15 protein-coding genes are annotated in these 21,668 nt (G+C 61.5%); 7 read left to right on the top strand and 8 right to left on the bottom strand.

Annotation, left to right across the window (positions count from 1 at the left end; genetic code table 11):
- Positions 1-61 precede the first annotated feature (61 nt).
- The 4 genes from hppD (at position 62) to maiA (ending at position 4,377) form a co-directional block, all read left to right on the top strand.
- A complete protein-coding gene (gene hppD, locus RZS28_RS03650) occupies positions 62-1,165 on the top strand; it encodes a 4-hydroxyphenylpyruvate dioxygenase (protein WP_407339848.1) in 1,104 nt (367 codons plus the stop codon).
- Positions 1,166-1,287: 122 nt separating this feature from the next.
- Complete coding sequence (gene hmgA, locus RZS28_RS03645; RefSeq protein ID WP_407339847.1) at positions 1,288-2,604, top strand: homogentisate 1,2-dioxygenase; 1,317 nt, start codon at positions 1,288-1,290, stop codon at positions 2,602-2,604.
- Complete coding sequence (locus tag RZS28_RS03640) at positions 2,601-3,728, top strand: fumarylacetoacetate hydrolase family protein (RefSeq protein WP_407339846.1); 1,128 nt, start codon at positions 2,601-2,603, stop codon at positions 3,726-3,728. Before hmgA ends, RZS28_RS03640 begins: the two co-directional genes overlap by 4 nt.
- A complete protein-coding gene (gene maiA / locus RZS28_RS03635) occupies positions 3,721-4,377 on the top strand; it encodes a maleylacetoacetate isomerase (RefSeq protein WP_407339845.1) in 657 nt (218 codons plus the stop codon). The genes RZS28_RS03640 and maiA overlap by 8 nt, the downstream gene beginning before the upstream one ends.
- A gap of 79 nt (positions 4,378-4,456) precedes the next feature.
- Here maiA and RZS28_RS03630 read toward each other — a convergent pair whose 3' ends face one another.
- The 7 genes from RZS28_RS03630 to RZS28_RS03600 all read right to left on the bottom strand — a co-directional run bounded on the left by RZS28_RS03630 (position 4,457) and on the right by RZS28_RS03600 (position 16,989).
- A complete protein-coding gene (locus RZS28_RS03630; RefSeq protein ID WP_407339844.1) occupies positions 4,457-6,058 on the bottom strand; it encodes an esterase-like activity of phytase family protein in 1,602 nt (533 codons plus the stop codon).
- Between the two features lie 546 nt (positions 6,059-6,604).
- Positions 6,605-8,956: a patatin-like phospholipase family protein gene (locus RZS28_RS03625; RefSeq protein ID WP_407339843.1), complete on the bottom strand. Its 2,352-nt coding sequence runs from the start codon at positions 8,954-8,956 to the stop codon at positions 6,605-6,607.
- Between the two features lie 63 nt (positions 8,957-9,019).
- A complete protein-coding gene (locus RZS28_RS03620; RefSeq protein WP_407339842.1) occupies positions 9,020-10,585 on the bottom strand; it encodes a Dyp-type peroxidase in 1,566 nt (521 codons plus the stop codon).
- An 8-nt stretch (positions 10,586-10,593) separates the two neighbouring features.
- The gene (locus RZS28_RS03615; RefSeq protein WP_407339841.1) at positions 10,594-11,931 is read right to left on the bottom strand and encodes a hypothetical protein; all 1,338 of its coding nucleotides are present in this window, start codon (positions 11,929-11,931) and stop codon (positions 10,594-10,596) included.
- 28 nt (positions 11,932-11,959) lie between these two features.
- A complete protein-coding gene (locus tag RZS28_RS03610) occupies positions 11,960-12,409 on the bottom strand; it encodes a hypothetical protein (protein WP_407339840.1) in 450 nt (149 codons plus the stop codon).
- A 160-nt stretch (positions 12,410-12,569) separates the two neighbouring features.
- The gene (locus RZS28_RS03605; RefSeq protein ID WP_407339839.1) at positions 12,570-14,462 is read right to left on the bottom strand and encodes a GMC family oxidoreductase; all 1,893 of its coding nucleotides are present in this window, start codon (positions 14,460-14,462) and stop codon (positions 12,570-12,572) included.
- A gap of 4 nt (positions 14,463-14,466) precedes the next feature.
- Complete coding sequence (locus RZS28_RS03600) at positions 14,467-16,989, bottom strand: hypothetical protein (protein WP_407339838.1); 2,523 nt, start codon at positions 16,987-16,989, stop codon at positions 14,467-14,469.
- A 751-nt stretch (positions 16,990-17,740) separates the two neighbouring features.
- Between RZS28_RS03600 and RZS28_RS03595 the strand changes: the two genes are divergently transcribed.
- Positions 17,741-18,919 (top strand): catalase family protein, encoded by a 1,179-nt coding sequence (locus RZS28_RS03595; RefSeq protein ID WP_407339837.1) that lies wholly within the window; start codon positions 17,741-17,743, stop codon positions 18,917-18,919.
- Here the strand turns inward: RZS28_RS03595 and RZS28_RS03590 are convergent.
- Positions 18,901-20,169, bottom strand: a complete 1,269-nt coding sequence (locus RZS28_RS03590) for an NAD(P)/FAD-dependent oxidoreductase (protein WP_407339836.1) — start codon at positions 20,167-20,169, stop codon at positions 18,901-18,903. The two genes, RZS28_RS03595 and RZS28_RS03590, sit on opposite strands and share 19 nt — an antisense overlap.
- A 95-nt stretch (positions 20,170-20,264) precedes the next feature.
- Between RZS28_RS03590 and RZS28_RS03585 the strand changes: the two genes are divergently transcribed.
- On the top strand, positions 20,265-20,870 hold the full coding sequence (locus RZS28_RS03585) for a methylated-DNA--[protein]-cysteine S-methyltransferase (protein ID WP_407339835.1): 606 nt from the start codon (positions 20,265-20,267) through the stop codon (positions 20,868-20,870).
- Positions 20,871-21,007: 137 nt separating this feature from the next.
- Positions 21,008-21,550 (top strand): GNAT family N-acetyltransferase, encoded by a 543-nt coding sequence (locus RZS28_RS03580; RefSeq protein ID WP_407339834.1) that lies wholly within the window; start codon positions 21,008-21,010, stop codon positions 21,548-21,550.
- Positions 21,551-21,668 lie beyond the last annotated feature (118 nt).

Raw genomic sequence — 21,668 nt, 5'->3', positions numbered from 1 at the left:
GAGTTCTCGCGTTTCAATTAGCGGTTCTTCGCAGAAGGATTTCGTAGAAGGATGATGTAGGATGGACCTCTTTCCGCATGAGGCGCCGCCCGCCGAAATCAGCGCGGACAATCCAGCCGGAACCGATGGGTTCGAATTCGTCGAATTCGCCCATCCGCAACCCGAGTCGCTCAAGGCGTTGTTTGAGCAAATGGGCTTCGAACGCGTGGCGCGGCACAAGTCTCGTCCGATTGATCTCTATCGCCAGGGCGACGTCACCTACATCCTGAACGCCGATGGAGAGAGCTTCGGCGGTCGCTTCATCGATCTCCATGGCCCCTCCGCGCCAGCCATGGCCTGGCGGGTCATTGACGCGGCGCAGGCTTTCTCCCACGCCGTGGCGAAGGGAGCGAAGCCCTATGCAGGCGAACGCGGCGCAAAGACGCTCGACGCCCCGGCGATCGAAGGCATTGGCGGCAGCCTCATCTATTTCATTGACCGTTATGGCGACAAAGGCTCGCCCTATGCAGGCGCCTTTGATTGGATCGGTGAAGAAGATCCGAAGCCCTTCGGTTGCGGCATAGATTATCTCGATCATCTGACCAACAATGTTTTTCGTGGCAACATGAACCGTTGGTATAGCTTCTACCAGGGCCTCTTCAATTTCCGGCAGATCCGCTATTTCGACATCGAAGGAAAAAAGACCGGCCTGTTCTCGCGCGCCTTGACGAGCCCCTGCGGCAAGATCCGCATACCGATCAATGAATCCGCCGACGACAAGAGCCAGATCGAGGAATATCTGCATCAATATAGAGGCGAGGGCATCCAGCATATCGCTTGCGGCTGCCGGAATGTCTACGAAACCGTGCGGAGCCTCGCCGCGTGCGGTCTCTCCTTCATGCCGCCGCCGCCGGACGCCTATTACGAGGGGATCGAGGGCAGATTGCCAGGGCATGGCGAACTGCTGGAGGAGTTGCGCGCAAGCGGCCTTCTCCTTGACGGCGAAGTCGTCGAAGGGGGCAGGCCGAAGCTCCTGTTGCAGATCTTCTCGAAAACAGTGATCGGGCCGATCTTTTTCGAATTCATCGAACGCAAGGGCGACGAAGGCTTCGGCGAAGGGAATTTCCGCGCCTTGTTCGAATCCATAGAAAGGGACCAGATCAGACGCGGCGTGATCAGCGCTTAGAACGCTTTCTTGGCAGGCTGGGAAAGAAATGCCCGACCGGGCGTTTCAAGCGGAACATGTGCTGGAATCAATAGTCGGCGGGCGCGTTTGACGTTATCCTGAGTTTCCAGGGGAGGCGCGCCATGCCTGATCATTATATGCACGGATTCGGCAACGAGTTCGAGACCGAAGCGCTGCCGGGCGCTCTGCCGCAGGGACAAAACTCGCCGCAGCGCTGTCCTTATGGGCTATATGCCGAGCAATTGTCGGGTTCGCCCTTCACCGCCCCGCGCAGCGCCAACGAACGCTCCTGGCTCTATCGCATACGCCCTTCGGTCAAGCATACCGGCCGTTTCGCGCGCATCAGCGTGCGCAATTGGAAAACGGCGCCGCATATCGACGACCATGGCCTTCCGCTCGGCCAATTGCGCTGGGGCCCGCAGCCGATTCCAAGCGAGTCGCTGACCTTCGTGACCGGCATGCGCACCATGACGACAGCGGGCGACGTCAACACCCAGACCGGAATGGCGGCGCATCTCTATCATGTCACCGAAGACATGACCGATGATTATTTCTACAACGCCGACGGCGAATTGCTGATCGCGCCGCAAATGGGCGGGCTCGACATAGCCACCGAGCTCGGCCTCATCGCCATCGGGCCCGGCGAAATCGCGGTCATCCCGCGCGGGATGAAGTTCAAGGTCGGGCAGAGCGATGGTCCCTCTCGCGGTTATGTGTGCGAGAATTACGGCGCGAAATTCACGCTTCCCGAACGCGGACCGATCGGCGCCAATTGCCTGGCGAACAGACGCGACTTCAAGAGTCCCGTGGCGTGGTACGAGGAGAAGGAGACGCCCTGCCGCCTCACTGTCAAATGGTGCGGCGGCTTCCATCGCACGGAGATCGGCCATTCGCCGCTCGACGTCGTCGCCTGGCACGGCAATTATGCGCCTTACAAATATGACCTGCGCAGCTTTGCGCCTGTCGGCGCCATTCTGTTCGATCACCCGGACCCTTCGATCTTCACGGTGCTGACCGCGCCATCAGGCGAGGCGGGCGTGGCGAATGTCGATTTCGTGATTTTTCCCGAGCGCTGGCTCGTGGCCGAGCATTCGTTTCGTCCGCCATGGTATCACGTCAACATCATGAGCGAGTTCATGGGCCTGATCTATGGCCAATATGACGCCAAGGCGCACGGCTTTTTGCCGGGCGGCGTCTCGCTCCACAATTGCATGCTGCCGCATGGGCCGGACAAGGAAGCCTTCGACAAGGCGAGCTTTGGCGAGCTGAAGCCGCATAAGCTTACGGACAGTTTGGCCTTCATGTTCGAAACGCGCTACCCGCAACATGTGACCGAATACGGCGCCAAGCTCCCAACATTGCAAAGCGATTACATCGATTGCTGGCGCGGTCTGGAGAAGAATTTTGATCCGAAGCGCCGGGAGTGGACAGGCCCATGAAGCTCGCGACGCTCAGAAACGGCGCGCGCGATGGCAGGCTTGTCGTGGTCTCCCGCGACGTGACGCGGGCCACCGACGCCGGCGCCATAGCCGCCACCCTTCAGGATGCGCTCGATGATTGGGCGCGCGTCGCGCCAAGTCTCGAAGCGCTCGCGGCGCAGCTTGAAATCGGCGCCGTCCCGGCGGAGCGTTTCCATGAGCATGACGCGCTCTCGCCTCTGCCCCGGGCGTTCCAATGGCTCGACGGCTCCGCCTATGTCAATCATGTCGAGCTGGTGCGCAAGGCGCGCGGCGCCGAGATGCCGCCGAGCTTCTGGAGCGATCCGCTGATGTACCAAGGCGGATCCGACGCTTTCCTCGCGCCGCGCGCGCCGATCCAGATGGCTGACGAAAGTTTCGGCATAGATTTCGAAGGCGAAGCAGCCGTTATCATCGGCGACGTTGCGATGGGCGCAAGCCGCGAGGCCGCCGCCGCCGCGATTATCCTCATCCTGCTGGTCAATGACGTGTCGCTTCGCAACCTGATTCCGGCGGAGCTCGCGAAAGGTTTCGGTTTCCTTCAGTCGAAGCCGTCGTCCGCTTTCTCGCCCGTCGCCGTCACGCCCGGCGAACTCGGCCCGGCATGGGATGGCGGAAAAGTGCATTTTCCTTTGCGCGTCAGCCTCAATGGCGCGCCGTTCGGCCGGGCGAACGCAGGCGTCGACATGACGTTCGATTTTCCAACCCTCATCGCCCATGCGGCCAAGACCAGACCTTTGACGGCGGGAACAATCATCGGCTCCGGCACCGTCTCGAACAAAGGCGCGGACGGCGGCCCCGGCCGTTCAATCGCCGATGGCGGGCTCGGCTATTCATGCCTCGCCGAGATCCGGACGGTAGAGACCATTCTGATGGGCGCGCCGAAAACGCCATTCATGCGATTTGGCGACACGGTGCGAATTGAGATGCAGGACGCCGACGGCCATTCCATTTTCGGCGCCATAGAGCAAACGGTCGAGCGCTATGCGGGAGCTGGGCGCTCCTGCGATGCCGAAGTTGGCGAGAGCGTTCCGACTGCATCCTTCGTCCCTGCTTCCGGCGGCGGACCGGGTCCCGCTTCGTCGGAAGATGCTCCTGATGCCTGATCCCGTTCTCTACGGCTATTGGCGATCGAGCGCATCCTATCGGGTGCGCATTGCGCTGAACCTCAAAGGGATTCCCGCGCAAGGCGCCTTCGTGGATCTGCGAAAGGCCGAACAGGGGAGCGAGGCCTATCGAGTGCTGAATCCGGCCGGCCTCGTGCCCTTGTGGAGCGAGGCCGATGGGTTCAGCCTCGCCCAGTCGCTGGCCATTATCGAATATCTCGACGATGTGTATCCCGACCCGCCGCTTTTGCCCGCCGAGCCGAGGCTGAGAGCGATCTGCCGCGAGATCGCCTACGCCATCGCCTGCGACATTCATCCGCTTGGCAATTTGCGGGTTCTCGAAAAGCTTTCAGCGGATTATGGCGCGGACGCCGACGCGCGCGCCGCTTGGGTCCGGCATTGGATCGGGCGGGGATTCGAGGCGATCGAAGCGCGGCTCGCCAACGCTGCTGGACGCCACGCTGTCGGAGATCGGATTACGCTGGCTGACGTCTGCCTCGCGCCGCAGGTCTATAATGCGCGCCGGTTCGCTCTCGATTTGTCGCCCTATCCGCGGATCGTCGCGGTCGACGCCGCCGCGCGCGAAGAGCCAGCCTTCGCGGCGGCCGCGCCGGAGAATCAGCCCGACGCGACCCGCCTTAGCGGATGAAACGACCCGTTGCCAGGGCATGGAGCCGTTTCATTCGGGGATGGTGCGGATCGCCAAGAGCACTTCGGCCATGAGCGATTTAACGCCTATCGTTCCGGTCGCTGTGATCGTTCCAGTCTCCGTGGCCATCTGCGAAATCGTCGGAGCGGCGTGGGGGGATGTAAGTCGGCAAAGTCACGCGATAAACAAGGACGAGGGTATCGACATTGGCGCCCGACGCATCCTGATAGGTTTGGCCGGCCATGTTTCCCTGCTGCGTAATGAAGTCATTGTCGCTGCCGACAAAGAGGAAATAGTCATTGGGAGCCTTGCGGTCTCCGACCGGCGCCACTGCAATGCTCTCCCATTTTTCGTAGAGATCGTTGCGGTCGTTTGGCAGGCCGTTGTGCAGGCCAAACCGGTTCAGCTGCGTATTGTCGTTGATATCGAGAAATTTCTCATACGCCGCCGGCGTAATGGCGCTATTGAGCACGCCGAGGGGTGCGATTGGCGCGCCAGGCTGATCATAGGCGGTCCCGGCTATGTTCGTGGCCTTTGAAATGTCGATGAGGTCGATGCTGCGGTAGACCGAGGCCGGATTGCTTGTCGTGGAGCCCGCGCTGCTGTCTCTGGCGAGCACCAGGAACTGATGGTCGTTGAGCGCGAAAAGCTCGCTTTGGGCGGCGATCAGAAGCTTTGTCTTGGTCGTCGTCTGATCCTGATAAAGCGGCAGCTGGACCACATATTCGCCGACGAGCTTCGGCTCGGGGCCGCGCAGATCATAGGCGAGGAGCCGCGTGTTGCGGCGTGTGGTCTTGGTGTTGTTCGGATCAAGGTCCTGGATCAGGGCGCTCTGCAATAGCACGAACAGCGTCTTGCGGTCCGGGCTCATCGCGAGCCCTTCAAAGCCTTGATTGTTCTGGCGGCCTGTCAAAGGGCTGCCCGGATCCGGATTGTAGGTGACCCCAATAGGCGGGCTATCTGCAGAAAAATTCTCGACGATATTGCCTGAGCTATCCTTGCGCTTCGGGATGAAGGCTTCGGGCGGACGAATGGCTCCGAGCAGCTTGCCGCCAAGCGTGTAGTGATAGACATAGGGGCCGTATTCTTCGCTCACCCACACCGTTCCGTCGCCGGGATGGACGACCGCCTCGTCGTCGACGCTGATATGCCTGTTCGATGCGATCGGCAGGTCGGGGAAATGCCCAGTCGCGGCTTGGACGCCGGAGGGATCGAGGCCTGTGGTCTTGCCGCCGTTGAAAAGGGTTGACGAGCGGTAGTGCAGCGACAACTGGTTCTGATTGGCTGTGCTCGCTCCATAGAACGGCTTCAAGGTGATGTCGAAGCGATGCAAGCGGCCGCGAAAGTCCGTCGTCCCCTGGGTGTTCCAGCCGCGGTCGGGCAGCGTGTAGAGCGTGCCGTGGTAGCCGCCATCCCAGCTATCGGACCAATCCTCGAGGTCCAGCGCCATGCCGGACCCCCATCCGCCGAGCGTCTCGCCGAATTGATCCACGGCGTTTGACGGAACGCGCGCCACGCCGACGAGCCCCTTATTGACGAATGTCGCGCCTTCGAAAGTGACCGACTGCGCTGCCGCCGAGCCGCCCGCCAGCATAAGGAATGCCGCGACGCCGGCGATAAGCCGCGTCCGTCCCGTCCGACGTGCGCGAGCGCCGCAATCGGCAAATTGTTCCGCCCTCATATGTTTGCCTCCTGATCTTTAGTTCTTCAATGGTGTGCGAGCGTCAGCCCCGAACTGTCGCGATCGCCCTTAGACTGTTCCCGATCGAAATGGCGACTCCTTCGCCTTTGCGTGCTTGGCCGCCGGCGGTCGCCGCCCGGAAGCTTGGCTTAGCTTTAGGCTTGGTTGTGTGTCATAAATATTACAAGCGATGGTCGTGTGGAGCCCGCAGCCGTCTCCGGCGCGCGACCGCTCGCTGAGGCCAGGGCTCTCGCAAAGAGCCGGGCGCTGCGCTCCAATGCGCCGCCAAATGTGACAGGAAAGAACTTAAAAGCTCGCCTCGACCCGCCAGCGGCCTTGTTCGCGCGCGGGTCGTCCGGTTGCAATCCGATCGAATCGATATGCGTTAAGGTAGCTGACTTGCGCGACGTCGGCATTGGGATGGATTCGGCGCGGCGGTCCATTCTCGGGCGCCTGCCGTGTTTGCATGGGAGCCGATCCGGCGGAGCCGCTAAGGTCGGTGGCTTTCCTGCCAGCCGCCGATGCGACGCATATGCTCCGGCGCGCCTACAGGGCGGCGCTGATTTCGCCCCGGATTCGTTGGCGGGCCTGATCCTCGCTCTCGCCCCGGCGCGGCGTCACGGCGAAAGAGGCGTCCCCTTTCAACAACCCCTTCACGATATGGAAGCCCAGAGCGCGGTAAACCTCCAGCTGTTCTTCGCCGAAGAACTGATCGCCGGTGGTCTCATGCGGGAAGGCGGGATTGCGGCGCTTGTAGTCCAAAATATAATCGTCTTCATCGCCGCTCAGGGAAGCCTTGACGTAAAGCAGAACGCCCTTTTCGCGCGGACCATATTGAATTTCGCCTGCGGCGCAATGCGGGCCGGTTTCACATGGAACAGCGGAGCCGTCCGCAGCCGCTTTAGCGAAGGCTGCGTTCGCGCTGAGAGCGCGATCCCGGATCGCCTGCCAAGGCAATTCGATGGTTGCGCCGAGATCGATGCGCGCATAACGCTCAAGGGTCAGCAGAGCGCCAAAGCTCATCGTTGGATCGGCTTCGGCGTCGATCGCTATAATCACCTTGCAGCGCCGCTTCATGAGCGAATAAACGCCGAGATTCTCGAGATGGCCGCCGTCGGTCAAATATACAGTCGGGCTCTTTTCGGTGATCAGGCCGAACATTTCCCTGAACAGAAGGAGACTGGGCGCGTCGAACAATCGCGACAAGAGCCCGGGGCTTTGATGAAAGATATATGGATTGCGTAGCCAATAGCCGAGGCGAATATTGAGGTAAGCGAGTGTGAAGGCGAGTGGCTTGATGGTCAGCGCGCCCATGTTGGATGAGACGGCCGCGCCCGATATGGCCATCGCGGCGCCGAGGTCGAGAGTAGGCTCCTTTTGCAGGATCTGCCGCGCGCCGACATAGCCTGTCGCGGCGCTCCCAACATATTCTGGCGTAAAGACAAAGAAGTCCGCGTTGCGCCCTCGTTTGTTGGCGTATTGAGACCCTTCGATGTTCAGGGAGGCGTTGACGATCGGATAGGGGCAGAGATTCGTGTCGATCTCGTGCAGCTTGGGCGCGTGCGCCCGAAGGTCTCCATATTTTTTGTCGCGCAGTTCCGGGTCCGGATCGAACAGAAACGCCTTGCTGAGGCGATCACGGTACAGGCGGAAGAGAGACGTTCTATTCGGATTGATGATGACCGCCACGACTGCCGATATGACGAAGGCGCCAAAGTAAAATGACCGCGCCCATTCGCGCCCGAGACCAATATTGGTTAGCGACAAATAACAAAGCCAAAGGAAGATCGGAACGACCATTGCGGCGAGCCATAAGGCCGCCATTGCGGCGAGCTTCTTGACCCATGCGAGCCAGCCGGTGGCGCGTTTGGCCGCCGCCACGACGTCGCCCAGATATTTGGAGAAAAACGCGAAGACAGTCCCCAACGAAGCGAGAAAGGCGCCGCCCGTAAGATACGAAGCGCCGGGGAGCTTCAACTCCGGCGGCCCCGCCCGGAACTCGCCTGAGGCGACATTTAGCAGCCAAAGGATGAAGGGCTGGGTCTCGAAGAGCGCGATGATCAAAGTCACGATGAAGAGCGCTTTCGAAACGCCCACCCATCCGCCGCGAAGCGTGGCGGCGGAGCTAAGGTTCACCGACGTAAATAGCGCCCAGACGATGAGAAAGAAAAGATTGAGTGCGGCGATGACCGCCGTGAACCAATAGCCGGAAACCCATTGGAGCCCCAGCTTCTCCCCCAAGCTGCTGAAATCCCAAACCAGAATCCTCGGTTCGCTCAGCGACGCCACGGTGGGATGCGTGACGAGCGTAATCCAAACGAAAAACAACAGAACCGGTGCGACAATTATGGCGTTGGCGACGAGACCGCGCCCGATGATCCCGAGCGCGGTGACGACATCCAAGGCGCCATGCGGAATGAGATAATTGGAGTAATCCCGGATGTGGCGCACGGAATCGGTGTCGTCGTAATTGTCAGGATTGACGAACGGAAACTTGGCTCTTGTCCTTTGTGGCTCTGCTGCTTTTGCGACGCTCGGCGTATTTTGCTCCGCCGGCGAGTCCTGCGTCGCTGCGGTCAGGGAGCAGCCAATGTAGCCGCCGCCTGACACCGTCGAAAGATAGTCGATCCCCTCGATTCCGCTGAAGGCATGGAGGGCTTGCAGAGCGCCGAGCCCAAACGAGGCCGATCGAATGCCGCCGCCAGAAAGCGCGACCCCAGTGACCGAACGATAGGCGGTTCGATCCCGCCGCCCATTGCCTTTGACATATTCGCGGCGCTGCCTGATGGCGGCGTGCTCCGCCTCGCAAACAGGTTTCGGCAGATAGCCCGCTTGGCATAGTTTGGGATCATGAGCGTCCACATAGTCATGATCGCCCCGCTTGGCCTCGTCTGCCATCCCCGTCTCCGTCCTGGCCGTCCGATATGCGCAACCTCTGACCGTTTTGGGCCAGCGGCCGCCTCAGCCTGCCTCGCTTTGTCGGGCGAGGAAGCGCAAAGCGCGGAGGCTTGGCAGAAAGAAATAGGCGCCCCCGCGCACGGTTATGAATTGCGGCAATCCGGCGATCCGGCGGCTAGGCCCGCAGGGCTGCGCCGCCGTAAAGCCGTCGGTCGCATGGCCGAGGGGTGATGGAAGGCGGTTGCCGAGCAGCGGATCGGTTTCGCCGGTAAGCCCATTGAACTTGGCGTTTGCAATCCAGGCGTTCTGGATGAACTCGAACTGGCGCGAAAGATTGGCGTTGAGGGCGATGAAATAGAGGCCGCTCTTGGAATCATGCGCGCCGTCTCGCAGGGCTGCTTCCCGGTCCGCGACGGCGCCATAGGCGCGGCCGCGCCTGATGATCCGATGCAGCCGACTGGAGGAGAGCAGGTCTTCGCGCGGCCCGCCGCGCTTCAAGCCGATCATGCGGAGCGCCCAGGAAATCAAGCTTTGCCTCCCCCCAGGAATATCGCCCGTGCGCGGATTGGCTCGGCGGATGTGAGCGCCGAAGGGACAAGCGAGTCCTTTGGGATCGGAGTCGAAGCTGAATCCGTTCTGGCGGATGTCTAAAGCGTCGGGACCGACGCCGCGAATCTCGGCGTCAGACGCAGTGATGAGTGGATCGCCGGTCGCAAGCCTGCGCCCGACTATTGCTTCGGCTAAACCGACGCCGTCGTCTTCCGGCGACGTTGCGGCGGCGAAGCGCCAAAAGCCGGATACGTCCTGCTCGAGTTGCCGAAAAACGAGATAAGCGCCGTTGCGCCCGAGATCGCGGCGGGCGGGATTGTCCTCCGCCGCGGCCAAGAGGTCGTCGGGGTCCTGCGCGGGATCGAGCAGAGGCCGTTCGGTATAGAAGCCATATTCGTTTTCATATCCAAGCAGAAACTCGCCGGCGGCGATCAGATTGCCATATTCCAGATCGTCGCTCGTCCCAATCTTGCGCCGCCCTTCCCAATCGATCGCCGGTTGGCTGACGCCGTCGACGAAACCGAAAGGCTCGCGCCGCACCTTCGCATCATTTGGTGTGCTGGCCGCGACAAGGGCCGCATGCACGTCGAAGCCCAACGCGAGGTCCGCCGAGACCGCTTGCCGGAACGACGCGAGGCCGCCCGCCTCCGCGTAAAGCATGACGAGCACATCGGGCGCTTCGCCGTTCCCGCCCCAATCCCAATTCGCCGGCGCGTTTTCGCCTATGTCGCCGAGGCGGCGCGAGCGGCCTTCCGCTTCGGTTTCGTCGCCGGACAGGCCGAGGCGGAATTCGCGGGAGAAGGCGCGGACCAGATCCTCCGGCGCGCCCAAATTCCTGAGGCCTGCCCCGGTGATCGCGACTTGCAGCGCGCGCTCCTGATGGTCTTCCAAATCGGCGGCATGGGTGACGCGATAAGTCAGCTTGTCATGCTTTGGCTCTTCGACGATCGCGGCGAGCCAGGCTCTCGCCTCGGCAGGATCCTTGACGCGCAGCAGAAGAAAAGCCGCTTCGTCGAGCCTGCTGAAACCGGAGCGGACAATGGCTTGAATGTCTGAAAGCTCGCTGACGGGTTGCGGCATGAGGCGCTCTATATTTCAGACAGCCATTGACGGATTTCGGCGTCCGTCATGGAATCTTGCTGCAGCCCTTCGCGAATTCGCGCGTTTCGATCGATGTCGAATAGGGTCAGTCCGGGATAGGCCTTGTGCCAAACCTCCGTTGGCAGGGCGTGGCGACGTTGGAAGTTCTTGAACTCCTGCTCGCGGCTGGCTCCGCCGCAAAGCAAGAAATCCGTCCGCGGATAGGCGACTCCATTGCTGAACACGAGATTGAGCCCAAAAAACACCTTGTTGACGAAATCGTCCATATAGCTCTCGGCGCTTCCGTCGTAATTGCTGGCGAAGAACACCCTGCGCTTGTCGTCGAAAAAAACCCAGCGCGCGAAATGAATGGTCTTGACCCTCGCCAAACCGCCGCGGGGATAAAGGATAGGCGTCGCGAGCTTGATGAGCCACAGCACGACAATCGTGGTCCGCCGCCGAAATAGTCCCGGCTTGACCGAGCCGAAAGCGCTGTACTGATTGGTGACGTCATAATCCTGAATCGCGCCAAGCTCGGTCAAATGCGCGTCGGTTGGCGGCGTAAGAATCACAGGGTCCGTCGTTTCATGCCGCCGCAGCTGGACAAGGAAGGCCGCGAGCGCGAGCAGGACGAGGGCGCCGATCAGGCCATAGACGAGCAGGGCCGATTCGAGCGACAGCAGCAGAACAGGGAGCAGAAGGACAAAGGCGGCCGCCCCTGCCGCGGCGAAGGAGAGAAGGCGACGAACCTGCCAGGCGAGCGGCGTCGGCGCCGGCGGCGTCAAGACCGGTCCGCCTTCCCGAACAGCGCGACGCAGCTCGTTTCGCAGTTGCTGCGGCGGATCGTCGATCGACAAAGCGGCGAGATATGTCGTCAACGCCTCATGCAGCGCCGCTTCCTCGCGGATCTGCCGAACCGTGCGGCCGATCCAATTGACGTAAACCGCTGCGGATTTGACCGAATGGCTCAGCATCCATTGCAACAGATCGCCATTGGGATCGAATCCCTCGCAATGCGCGAAGATCTGGCGCAGGCCCGCTGCGGCCCGAAACGCGAAATCCGCAAGAAGTCCCTCGGCGGAGCCATCGCAATCGCCGAGAAAGGCGAGATAGACCGGCGCATTGGGGAAGGCCGCGCCATAGGCTTCGAGATCTGCCAGCGTGGAATCGTTCAAGATGACGAAGCGGGCGAAATGAAGCGTGTCAAACTGGCCGAAGGGCACAATAGGATTATTCGGGTCCGCCGTGCCCGGAAAGCGGTTCATGGTCAGGAGGAGGCTGCGCAACTCCGCTTCCCGTCCAGGCAGGATCGGCGCTATCACCATGAAATCGGCTTGCGGGGTCACGATCGTGTTTCGCCGGCGATCGATCGGGTCAAAACTGGAGCGAAAAATCGATCAGCCGCTTATGGTCCCAATAGACCTTGCCGAGATAAAGCTGGGGAGAAATCAGACGGATCTCGTCACGGACCCAATGTGCGACCACGGACGTGTCGGAATAGTCGAGGACAATGCATTCCTTGCCGTCGAGCCAGCTTGGCGCCTTATAGACCTTCGCGATGATCGCGTTGAGGCCGAACGGCGTAATCCGGTTTTTCAGAAATCCCGCCTTCGCGTCGAAGACTTTCCCCTGCCAGGCGAAGAGATTGATGATCTTCGCGATTTCTGCGGAATAGGCGGTGCCCGGCGCGATAATGGCGGTTCCGTCGGCTTGGCCGTCCGGTATTGGTCCCACCTCCGACGCGGTGAAAACGTCATCCAGCTCTTTTTGCGTCATGGCAAGCAATTGAGCGACATCATAGGCCATCGCGTTTCCCCCCGTCATCGCAGCAGCTCGGCCGGCGCCTATAGCGCTTCGCGTCCCGAATGTCGATTGTCAGAATTGCACAGATTCTGGATTGCCGCCAGCGTTAGTTGAAGGCCGAAGTAGTCTAGATGACGCTTGTCGATGCGATCGAGTTGTCTGATCCGCGGCGCCGCCGGTTCTATGACCTTGGATTGCGGCGCAACTCGCCTTGCGCGTCATTTGCGTCTCGCAGAATGACGTCGGCGGCCTTCTCTGCGATCATATAGATCGCGCTTGCAATGAAGAAACCAGGGATGCGCGGAAAGACACAGGCGTCGACGACTCGCAGGCCTTTGGTTCCGTGGACCTTGAAGTCGCTGGTCAGGACGCCGCCGTCTTCGGGCGGGCCGATCGGACAGGTGCATGACGCGTGATGTCCCCAGGCGGTGTCGCGCACGTGCCGGGCAAGCTCTTCGTCGCTCTGCACGGCCTCGCCCGGAAGCTCCTCCTCGCCGATCAGCCCCCGGCGCTGCAAGCGCGCCGCGATCTCGCGCACGGACCTGATCCCGGCGACGACGGCGGCGAGATCCTCGCCCTCCGCGTCGTCGCCTTCCTCGAAATAACGAAAATTGATTTCGGGCCGGTCGCGCGGATCGGCCGACCGCAATGTGACGAAACCCGCCCGGTTGATCGTATGCGCCTTCAAGACCGCCCAAGTCAGATAGTCGAGATGCTTGCGGACCTCGTCGGAATAGCCCGGATAATAGCCCTCGAATCGGGCGAGCAGCGCCATGCAGAACAGATCAGGATCGAGGAGCTCCGGCGCGGAGCGGCGCGTGAAGGCGATGGCGGCGCCGTTCGAAATATACATGCCTTTGCGGTGGTCGCGCCACTGCCGGTACAGAGGATCGTCCCGATCGAACTTGGCGCCGACGAGAGATTCCCAGGGGAGGGCGGTGCGGTGGACGACCGCGACCTCATAGCGATCCTGAAGATTTCGCCCGACGCCGGCAAGATCGCAGCGGACGGCGACGCCGTGCTTTTCGAGGACCTCCCGAGGTCCGATCCCCGACAGCATCAAAAGCTGCGGCGTGTTGAAGGCGCCGCCGGCCAGGATGACTTCCCGTTTCGCCCGGATCTCCCGGCGTTCGCCCGGCGCCACGCCCGGCGTTTCATGCGCGCGATAGAGACGCTCGCCCTTCAAATATTCGACGCCGACCGCGCGATTCGAGTCGTCGAAGATGACCCGCGCAGCGAGCGCGTTTAGCTCGATCCGAAGCCGGTCGGGATGGCGCGCGGCGGTGTCCCTGAGGCGCTCTCTTGTCCCGAACCGTCGGCCCTTATGCGTCGTTAGCGGCGTGTAGCAGAGCCCATCTGCGCGTCGGCGCAGGCGGCGCTGGTCATTCGGATCGGCTTCTCCCCGCAAAATCCGTCGCAATGCGATCCACCAGCGCGGCGCATGCTCGAGGAGCGTCCAAGCTGTCTCGATGAGCGTTTTGACGAGCACCTCGTCGTCGAAGGCTTTTTGCGGCGTCGCGCGCTCGGTGAAAAGCCAGCCGCTCCAGCCATGCCCGGTCCAGTCGAGCCCGATCCAGCGCAAAAGATAGCGCCAGAGCGGCCGATGCCGGCAGTTTTCGAGCCGGCGCCAGTAGCGGCGCATCTTTGACGCCCGCCAGGACGGGTCGCCGGTGAGCCGCGCGATCTCGTCCCAATCCGAATCGTGCGGCGCCAGGAGAATCATCGCGTTATGCGCTGTGCAGCCGCCGAGGGCGCCGGTTCGCGGATAGAATATGCTGTCCTCGCCAGTAGCCGGATCGGGCCGCGATTTCCAATCAGCCTTCTGCCGCGCCGAATTCGCGTAATGGCGAACAAAGAAGCGCCAGCTCAAGGACTCGTTTTCGGACGCGAATGTATGAAAGGCCGGAACGTCATAATCCTCCGGCATTCGCGGCCCGCTGTCGTGCGGGTCGCCGCCGGCCTCCAGCAGAACCACGCGCATTCCCGCTTCCGCGAGACGCGCCGCGAGCGTTCCACCGCCGGCGCCGGAGCCGACGATCACATAGTCATAATCGCTCTCCGGCGCAGATGCCATTGGCTCAGAAGGTCTTGAGAAATTCGATCAAGGCGCGCTTGTCGTCGTCGCTTAACGCCGGCTCGGGGGCAAACGATTTTTCGTCGTCGCTGAGCCCCTCCACATTATTGAACTCGGCGGTTCCAAAGTAATGGCCGCGATTGACGACGAAATCAGGGCACTTGCTGAGCCTCAGCATCGGCTCCTTCAGGTTGGCGAATTTCTGCTGCAGCTCGTCGTCGGAGACATCCGCAGGAAGCGGCAGGACATCGGCCTTCAACTTGAGGACGAAATCCAAGAGATCCGCATCATGCCTGACCTTTTGCGCCGGATCGTCGGTTTCGGCGAGCACCCTGATGTTCGCCAAAAGGTTCACCGGGGTCCCTTTCGGGATGGGGCCGAGCGTTACCTCGCCGCCCGTGGCGAAGAGCCCCGGCAGCCAGCGATGCAGCGTGCGATGCAGGGCGCTTTGCAATTGGTCGAACGGCTCTGGAACGGCGATATAGCCACCTGGGATATTGATCCAGCTCCGCGCCGTCGTCCGGTCGATCGCGCCCGCGGCCTTGTCGCCCAGGAGTTTGTCGCGTTCGCGTTTCTCCGGCCACAACAACTGCTCGATCGAGGCCTGGAAGACATTCATCCTGGCGTCGACCGAAGGGCTCTCGTCGAAGGGGCCTAGGCTATTGTTGAGCAGGAAAGGCGCGGTCGACCAGATGCTGATCAGCGAGGGAACCCGCGTATAGCCGCGGCCGTTCGCCGGCATCTTATAGGGCTTCAGCTCTCCCGTGAACGGGTCCTGCACCGTGATCGTCCCGATCGAAGGCAGCTCCTTGTAGGATTTCGAGGAGAAATTGTCCCAGATGTTGCCGCCGAGGGCGTTTGTCGCCAACGGGCTGCAGGCGTTGGTGCGCAACAGCGTCGCCGGAATCCGAACGTCGGTCGAAAGATAGTTGCCGTCGAGGAAATCAGGTGCCGAGACGATCTTGCGCATCTCGCTCTTGAATTCATCGGTCTTTGTGTAATTCCAATAGCGCTTCCAGCAGGCGAGATAGTCTGGCCCGGCGCAGCCCGACGGATCGAGGCCGGCGACCTTCTCGGGCAGCTTGCTCGAATGACAACGGGCGCAGGTTTCGGCGAAGACGGTCTTGCCGCGCGCGAGCGTGGCCGCATCGGCGGTAAGATATTTGTCTCCTCCGGGCGCGTCCTTCAGGTGGTCGGGCTGTCCCGCCTTCAGGAAGAATTGCGCCATGTCGAAAGTGCCGGCCTCGGTCGCTTGCCAATAGGCCGAATTCTTTTCAGCCACTGCGATCTCGATGGGCGTGATCGGCTTGCCGCCGGCGACGGGATTGAAATGGAGCAGCCATTCCTCGCTGAAGAGGCCGATGTTGAGATAGACCCGGTTGAGGGCGCCGAGCGCGCCGACCGCGTCCGATCCGTCCTTCAGCACATGCGGCGTCCAAACGGTGTCGGGCTTTTCGAAAAATTGCGTCAGCGCAGGGGCGGAGGAATAATCATTGAGCTGCTTATTGTTGAGCTCGCCGCCCGCAAGCGTCTCCTTGCCCCAGCGCTTGGCGACGCCGAGCCGAGGCAGGAGACTGTAGAATGCGTTCATTGTCCGGGGATTGTTGATGTAGTCGGTCGAGACCAACGACGTGTCCATCGCGCCCGGCCGGTAGGTCTTGACCAGCTGATACATGAAATTCTTCGGATCGGCCCCGTAGATGAAGAGGCGATCGACCCACATATATTGGGCGCCGACGGTTGAATTGAGCTCGGCCCATTGCGGATGGCGCGGATCGGCTGGCGGGTGAATCGGGCTCGGGCCCACATGACAGAAGCCGCAGGACATGCCGACGCGGTAGGGGCGAACGAGCTTCGGGTCGTTGTAATATTTCTCGTCCGTGTAATATTTTTCCGCATCCCAATTTTTCGCCGCGCTTTCATCAAAATCGGGATTGGGGAACAGACGCAGGCCGACGATCCCTGTCGCATAGCCGAAATAGGACCCGACCGGCAGGGTCACATCCTTTGCGATCTGCTTGCCTCTCGCGCCGATCGCGACGCCCGGATATTTCTTTTCGTTCTCGAAAGGATCGGCCGGGCAATTCTTGCTGCGGACGTCGAGCCAAAGGCCGAAACGATTTGGATCGGGACCGGCCGCCTTGTCGAAGCACGGCTCATTGACGAGGCCAAGCCAGCTCCAGCGTGACTCGCGGTCGGATTTGAGGCTAGGGTGAGAGCTGATGATCTTCAGGAGATCGAAGCCGCCAAATGTGGCGGTGGTCATCGTGTCCCAAAAACGATCATTGCCGCCGGTCCAGACAACCCACATGTTGCGGCCCTTGACCTCATCCGGCGTCAAGGCGACCCCATTGTCCATGTCGCGGAAGTAATCCTCGTCGGCTTGCGGGAATGTGGCGGCCTGGCGCCCGGCGAGCTTCGCCTCGTCGAGCACATGTCCGGATTGCGGAGACGAATCGCAACTCGTGAGAAGCATCATCGATAACAGCAGAGCGGCTGCGCCGCCGAGCGAGCTTAATCGCGCCATTCTTTTTCCTCCTGCGCCGCACCGCAAAATTCACAAGCCCAAGCAAACCTAAAACGCAATGGAACGCGTGACGACCGCAGCAACCGCATCGCGCGCCGATCCTCGAGATCGTTCCTATAGAACCGGTCGGATCTCGCTATGTCGAGCGCTTCGGCGAAGAGCCTTTGGCCAATCGTCCCATCTTGAGCTGCGTTGAGGTCCGGTTCGAGACGTCGATTTCGACCGAGGCGGTGGGCGATCTGCGTGCGCTTGCGCACGAGTCCGAGCATTCCTGCGCCAAGCGGCGGAGACATTCGGCGCATTCGATGTCGACGCTCCTCCCTCAATTCCCTGCGCTCCCTCGAGCGCGTAGCTCGAATCGAAGCAGGCGAAAAATTATCATTGAACAAAAGCTATCCGATTCCGCGCGGGAAGAATAGTGATTTGGCGCACGCCATAAGCCTGACGCGCCGGCGCTTCATGGCTCGATCTTGCGCGAGAAGCTTTCCGTCGATCCGAACTTCGCCAAGCGGCGAACCACCATAGTTTCAACCTGTGGCTGCGGAAGCATGCCGGCTGGCGTCCGGGGCATGAGCCAGGGTCGCGCCTCACGGTCTTTCCCGACTCTCGCCACGGTGTTATCGTGATTCGGCGGCAGCCAACGGATGCGTCCTTTTCCGCCGTGTCGGCGCCGCGCCTTCGCAACAACAAGACAAACGCTCCCCGCGAGGCCGCGCGGCAGGCCTTCGACGGGGCGACAGGGAGAGAACCGATGCTCCTCAAGGCATTTAGCGACGCGCTTACCTTCTCGTTGCATGTCGAGCGCCGGTTTGAGCCGTGGTTCCGCCCGGCCTTCGACCGAGTCCTGCGGGACCCCTTGGCGAAATTCATTCAGGTTCTCATCAACCTGCAACGCACGGATGAAGGACTCGAGCTTGCGGAGGAGAAGCCGCTGCCCGACGAGGAGAAATATCTGCAGGCGATCATCGATGAGATGGCGCAGCAGATGCGCAACCATTTCAAGCCGGGGCGCTATGAGCGCGGGGGTAACACGAAGACGCATGGAATCGTTCGCGCCACATTGACGATCAGGGACGATCTGCCGAGCCATCTCCGCCACGGCGTCTTCGCCGAGCCCCGCAGCTATCCCTGCTGGGTGCGCTATTCGGGTCCAGGCCCTACCGTTCCAGCCGATATCGACGACGTCGGCTTCGGCAGCATGACCATCAAGATCATTGGCGTCCCCGGGCCGAAATTGCTCCCCGACGAGACCACCACCCAGGACCTGCTCTGCGTCTGCACGCCGACTTTCGTGACGCCCGATACGCGCGCGAACGCGGATTTGCAATATTGGAGCCTGCGGGAGATGCCGATCTATTACTTCTTGAATCCGAAGTCCCCGCATTTGCTCGATTTTTTCATGCAGTCCTTATGGAACGAAACGCAGTATAATCCCTTGGGACAATATTATTATAGCTGCGTGCCTTATCTCCTTGGCGAAGGCCAGGCGATGCAATATTCCTTTTATCCTCGAACCGAGGTCCCGCGCGAGATTCCTGGCCTGCCGTTTCATGCGCCGCCCAATTACCTCCGCGACAATATGGTGAAGACGCTCGCCGAAAAGGATGTCGAGTTCGACATTCGCGTGCAGGTGCAGACCGATCCGTTCCGGATGCCGATAGAAAACGCCGCCGTGCTCTGGCCGGAAAAGCTTTCGCCGCGCATTCCTGTGGCGAGGCTTCATATTCCTCGGCAGAAATTCGATTCTCCGGCGCAATTCGCCTTCGTCGACAACCTCGTCTACAATCCCTGGCATTGCCTGCCCGAGCATCGGCCGCTCGGCAATCAGAGTCGCGCCCGGCTCCGGCTCTATTCGGAATTATCGAAATTCCGGCTGACCATGAACCACAAACAGCATATCGAGCCGACGGGCTATGAGGTCTTCGAATAGGCCTTGTCAGGCGAGAGAGCCGGCGAGCCGAGCCAATCCAAGACTCCGCGGCCGGCGGCCGCTCCGGTTGCAAAGCACGCTTGCAGAAGATAGCCGCCCGTAGGCGCTTCCCAGTCGAGCATTTCGCCCGCGACAAAGACGCCGGGACGGCGGGACAGCATGAAGCTTTCGTCGATTTCGTCGAAAGTGATGCCGCCCGCGGTGGAGATCGCTCGCGCAATCGGCGCGACGCCGATGAGACGGACCGGCGCGGCGTTTATGAGTTGCGCGAGCCGCAACGGCGCCATCGCTGACAGGCGCTCGGGGCCTTGTCCGGCGACCTCATGGATAAGTCCAATCGCCGCCGGCGACAGATGGATCGCCTTGCGCAGGAATGTCGAGACCGATTGCTTGGGCCCTCGCGCCGCGATCCGCTGCTCCAGCGTAGCGAGGTCGAGAGCGGGACGAAAAGCGATGTGAACGATCGCCTCTCCGGTCTCTGCGATCGCCTCCCGCAGCGGCGCCGACAACGCATAAACGCCGCCGCCTTCGAGCCCAGACCTTGTTATGAGCGCTTCGCCGCGCGCAACGCGGCCGCCGAACGAAAGCTCGATGTTCTTGAGCGGCTGACCTTCGAAGCGATCCCGGAAGAACTCTGACCAGTCTGCGACGAACCCGCAATTGGCGGGGCGCAGCGCCGCCACCGCGATTCCCGCGTTCGCCATTGCTTCGGTCCAGCCGCCGTCGGAGCCAAAGCGCGGCCAGCTCGCGCCGCCCAGAGCGAGAACCGCCGCATCGGCGCCGACCCTGACGCCGCCGTCCGGACCGGCAAAGAGCAGAGAGCCGTCATCCGCCCATCCGGTCCATAGGCGGCGAAATTCAAAGGCGACGCCCATGGATTTCAGGCGTCCGAGCCATGCCCGCAAAAGCGGCGACGCCTTGAATGCTGTGGGAAACACCCGCCCGCTCGAACCGACGAAGGTCGTCTGGCCGAGGCTCTCGCACCACGCCCGGAGCGCATCCGGCGAGAAATCCTCGATGGCGCGGCGAAGCCGCGGCGCAGCGGGGCCATAGCGCGCGAGCAGGTCTTCAATATTTTCGCTATGCGTGATGTTGAGGCCGCCGCGGCCGGCGAGGAGGAGCTTGCGGCCGGGCGCGGCCATGCGATCATAAACGGCGACAGTTGCGCCGCCCCGCGCGATGACCTCGGCCGCCATCAGCCCGGCGGGGCCGGCTCCGATCACGGCGACATGCGGGCGCGCGCCAAGCATCACAGCTCTTTATCCGCCTCGGTCAATTCGATATGATTTTTCGTACATGCGCGCCACGGACTGGACAGTATCATCAAATGAGGAGTTTCGCGGCCATGTCATCCGGGACAGTTCATCATAGCGCATCGCAGCAGCCTTCGGTTCGGCAGGCGAGCCTCCAAATTTGGCGCGCGCGGCCGATTGCGACCGTTCAGGGCTTCGAGCTCTTTGATACGGCGCTAGGCCCATGCGGCGTCATATGGGGCGAGCGCGGGATCGTCGGCCTGCAGCTCCCGGAAGCCAGCAAACGTGAGACCCGCGCGCGGATTCTTCAGCGATTTCCGGACGCGCGCGAGGTTTCACCGTCTTCTAATGCGGAACGCGCGCGCGACGGCGTCATTGCGCTCCTTCGCGGCGAGGCGAACGATTTTTCGGCGATTGCGCTCGATATGGATCGCACGCCGCCTTTCCATCGCCGCGTTTACGAAGCCGCGCGCGCCATTCCGCCGGGCGCTACGGCCTCTTATGGCGACCTTGCGGCGCGGCTCGCGCCCGGCGCGGCGCGCGCCGTCGGCCAAGCGCTTGGGCGCAACCTGTTCGCGATCATCGTGCCTTGCCATCGCGTGCTCGCCGCCGGCGGCAAGCTCGGCGGCTTTTCGGCGCATGGCGGCGTCGCGACGAAGCTCCGGCTTCTCGCGATCGAAGGCGCGCATGTGAACTGACGTTTCCTCCAACGGAATCGCGGCTTCTGCACGCGATACATTTGCAAGACGTCGGCGCCTCATTCTATCAAGGCGTCGGTGAGGGAAGGCTTTGGCTTGTCGGCGTCTTTCCGGCCTTACGCCAAAAGGAGAGATGCTTGTCCGATTCCGTCTTTCTGGACCAACTTATTCTGCGTGAGTGCGATGAAACCGATATTCCCGCCATTACCGCCATCTATCGGCATGCTGTGTTGAACGGCTGCGCGACCTTCGAGATCGCGCCGCCGAGCGAGGCGGAAATGAAGGTTCGCCGCCGCCTCATGGTCGCCGCTAACTATCCCTATCTCGTCGCTGAAAGCGAGGGCAGGGTGGTCGCCTACGCTTATGCGAACAGCTACCATCAACGTCCAGCCTATTCGAAGACCGTAGAGAATTCGATCTATGTGCGCGACGGCATGCAAGGCCGAGGCGTCGGCCATAGATTGCTCACGGCGCTCATTGATGCGGCGACCGCGCGAGGCTTTCGGCAAATGGTCGCCGTCATCGGCGATTCGGCCAACATCGGATCGATACGATTGCACGAGAAATTGGGCTTCTCCCTTATCGGCAGTCTTCGCGCCGTCGGCTGGAAGCACGACCGCTGGCTCGACACGGTCTTGATGCAGCTTCCGCTTGGGGCGGGAGATGCGGAGCCCGGTTGAGCAGGATTGCATTGGCTGCGACGTTTACCTTGTTTTGCGGTCCGGCGCGGCATAGCGACGGTTTCGAGGGTTTCGTCCGAAAAAGAACAAACTCCTGTCTCTGATGAGTTCATTGGCC

It is taken from the genome of Methylocapsa polymorpha (assembly GCF_045689225.1).
Classification (GTDB): Bacteria; Pseudomonadota; Alphaproteobacteria; order Rhizobiales; family Beijerinckiaceae; genus Methylocapsa; species Methylocapsa polymorpha.
Note: the sequence above shows the minus strand (reverse complement) of the source record. Positions and strands in the feature narration are given on the sequence as shown.

Excerpts from the sequence above, each read along its gene's own strand:
- hppD (WP_407339848.1), top strand. The coding sequence starts at position 62 with ATGGACCTCTTTCCGCATGAGGCGCCGCCCGCCGAAATCAGCGCGGAC.
- hmgA (WP_407339847.1), top strand. The coding sequence starts at position 1,288 with ATGCCTGATCATTATATGCACGGATTCGGCAACGAGTTCGAGACCGAA.
- RZS28_RS03640 (WP_407339846.1), top strand. The coding sequence starts at position 2,601 with ATGAAGCTCGCGACGCTCAGAAACGGCGCGCGCGATGGCAGGCTTGTC.
- maiA (WP_407339845.1), top strand. The coding sequence starts at position 3,721 with ATGCCTGATCCCGTTCTCTACGGCTATTGGCGATCGAGCGCATCCTAT.
- RZS28_RS03630 (WP_407339844.1), bottom strand. The coding sequence starts at position 6,058 with ATGAGGGCGGAACAATTTGCCGATTGCGGCGCTCGCGCACGTCGGACG.
- RZS28_RS03625 (WP_407339843.1), bottom strand. The coding sequence starts at position 8,956 with ATGGCAGACGAGGCCAAGCGGGGCGATCATGACTATGTGGACGCTCAT.
- RZS28_RS03620 (WP_407339842.1), bottom strand. The coding sequence starts at position 10,585 with ATGCCGCAACCCGTCAGCGAGCTTTCAGACATTCAAGCCATTGTCCGC.
- RZS28_RS03610 (WP_407339840.1), bottom strand. The coding sequence starts at position 12,409 with ATGACGGGGGGAAACGCGATGGCCTATGATGTCGCTCAATTGCTTGCC.
- RZS28_RS03605 (WP_407339839.1), bottom strand. The coding sequence starts at position 14,462 with ATGGCATCTGCGCCGGAGAGCGATTATGACTATGTGATCGTCGGCTCC.
- RZS28_RS03600 (WP_407339838.1), bottom strand. The coding sequence starts at position 16,989 with ATGGCGCGATTAAGCTCGCTCGGCGGCGCAGCCGCTCTGCTGTTATCG.
- RZS28_RS03595 (WP_407339837.1), top strand. The coding sequence starts at position 17,741 with ATGCTCCTCAAGGCATTTAGCGACGCGCTTACCTTCTCGTTGCATGTC.
- RZS28_RS03590 (WP_407339836.1), bottom strand. The coding sequence starts at position 20,169 with ATGCTTGGCGCGCGCCCGCATGTCGCCGTGATCGGAGCCGGCCCCGCC.
- RZS28_RS03585 (WP_407339835.1), top strand. The coding sequence starts at position 20,265 with ATGTCATCCGGGACAGTTCATCATAGCGCATCGCAGCAGCCTTCGGTT.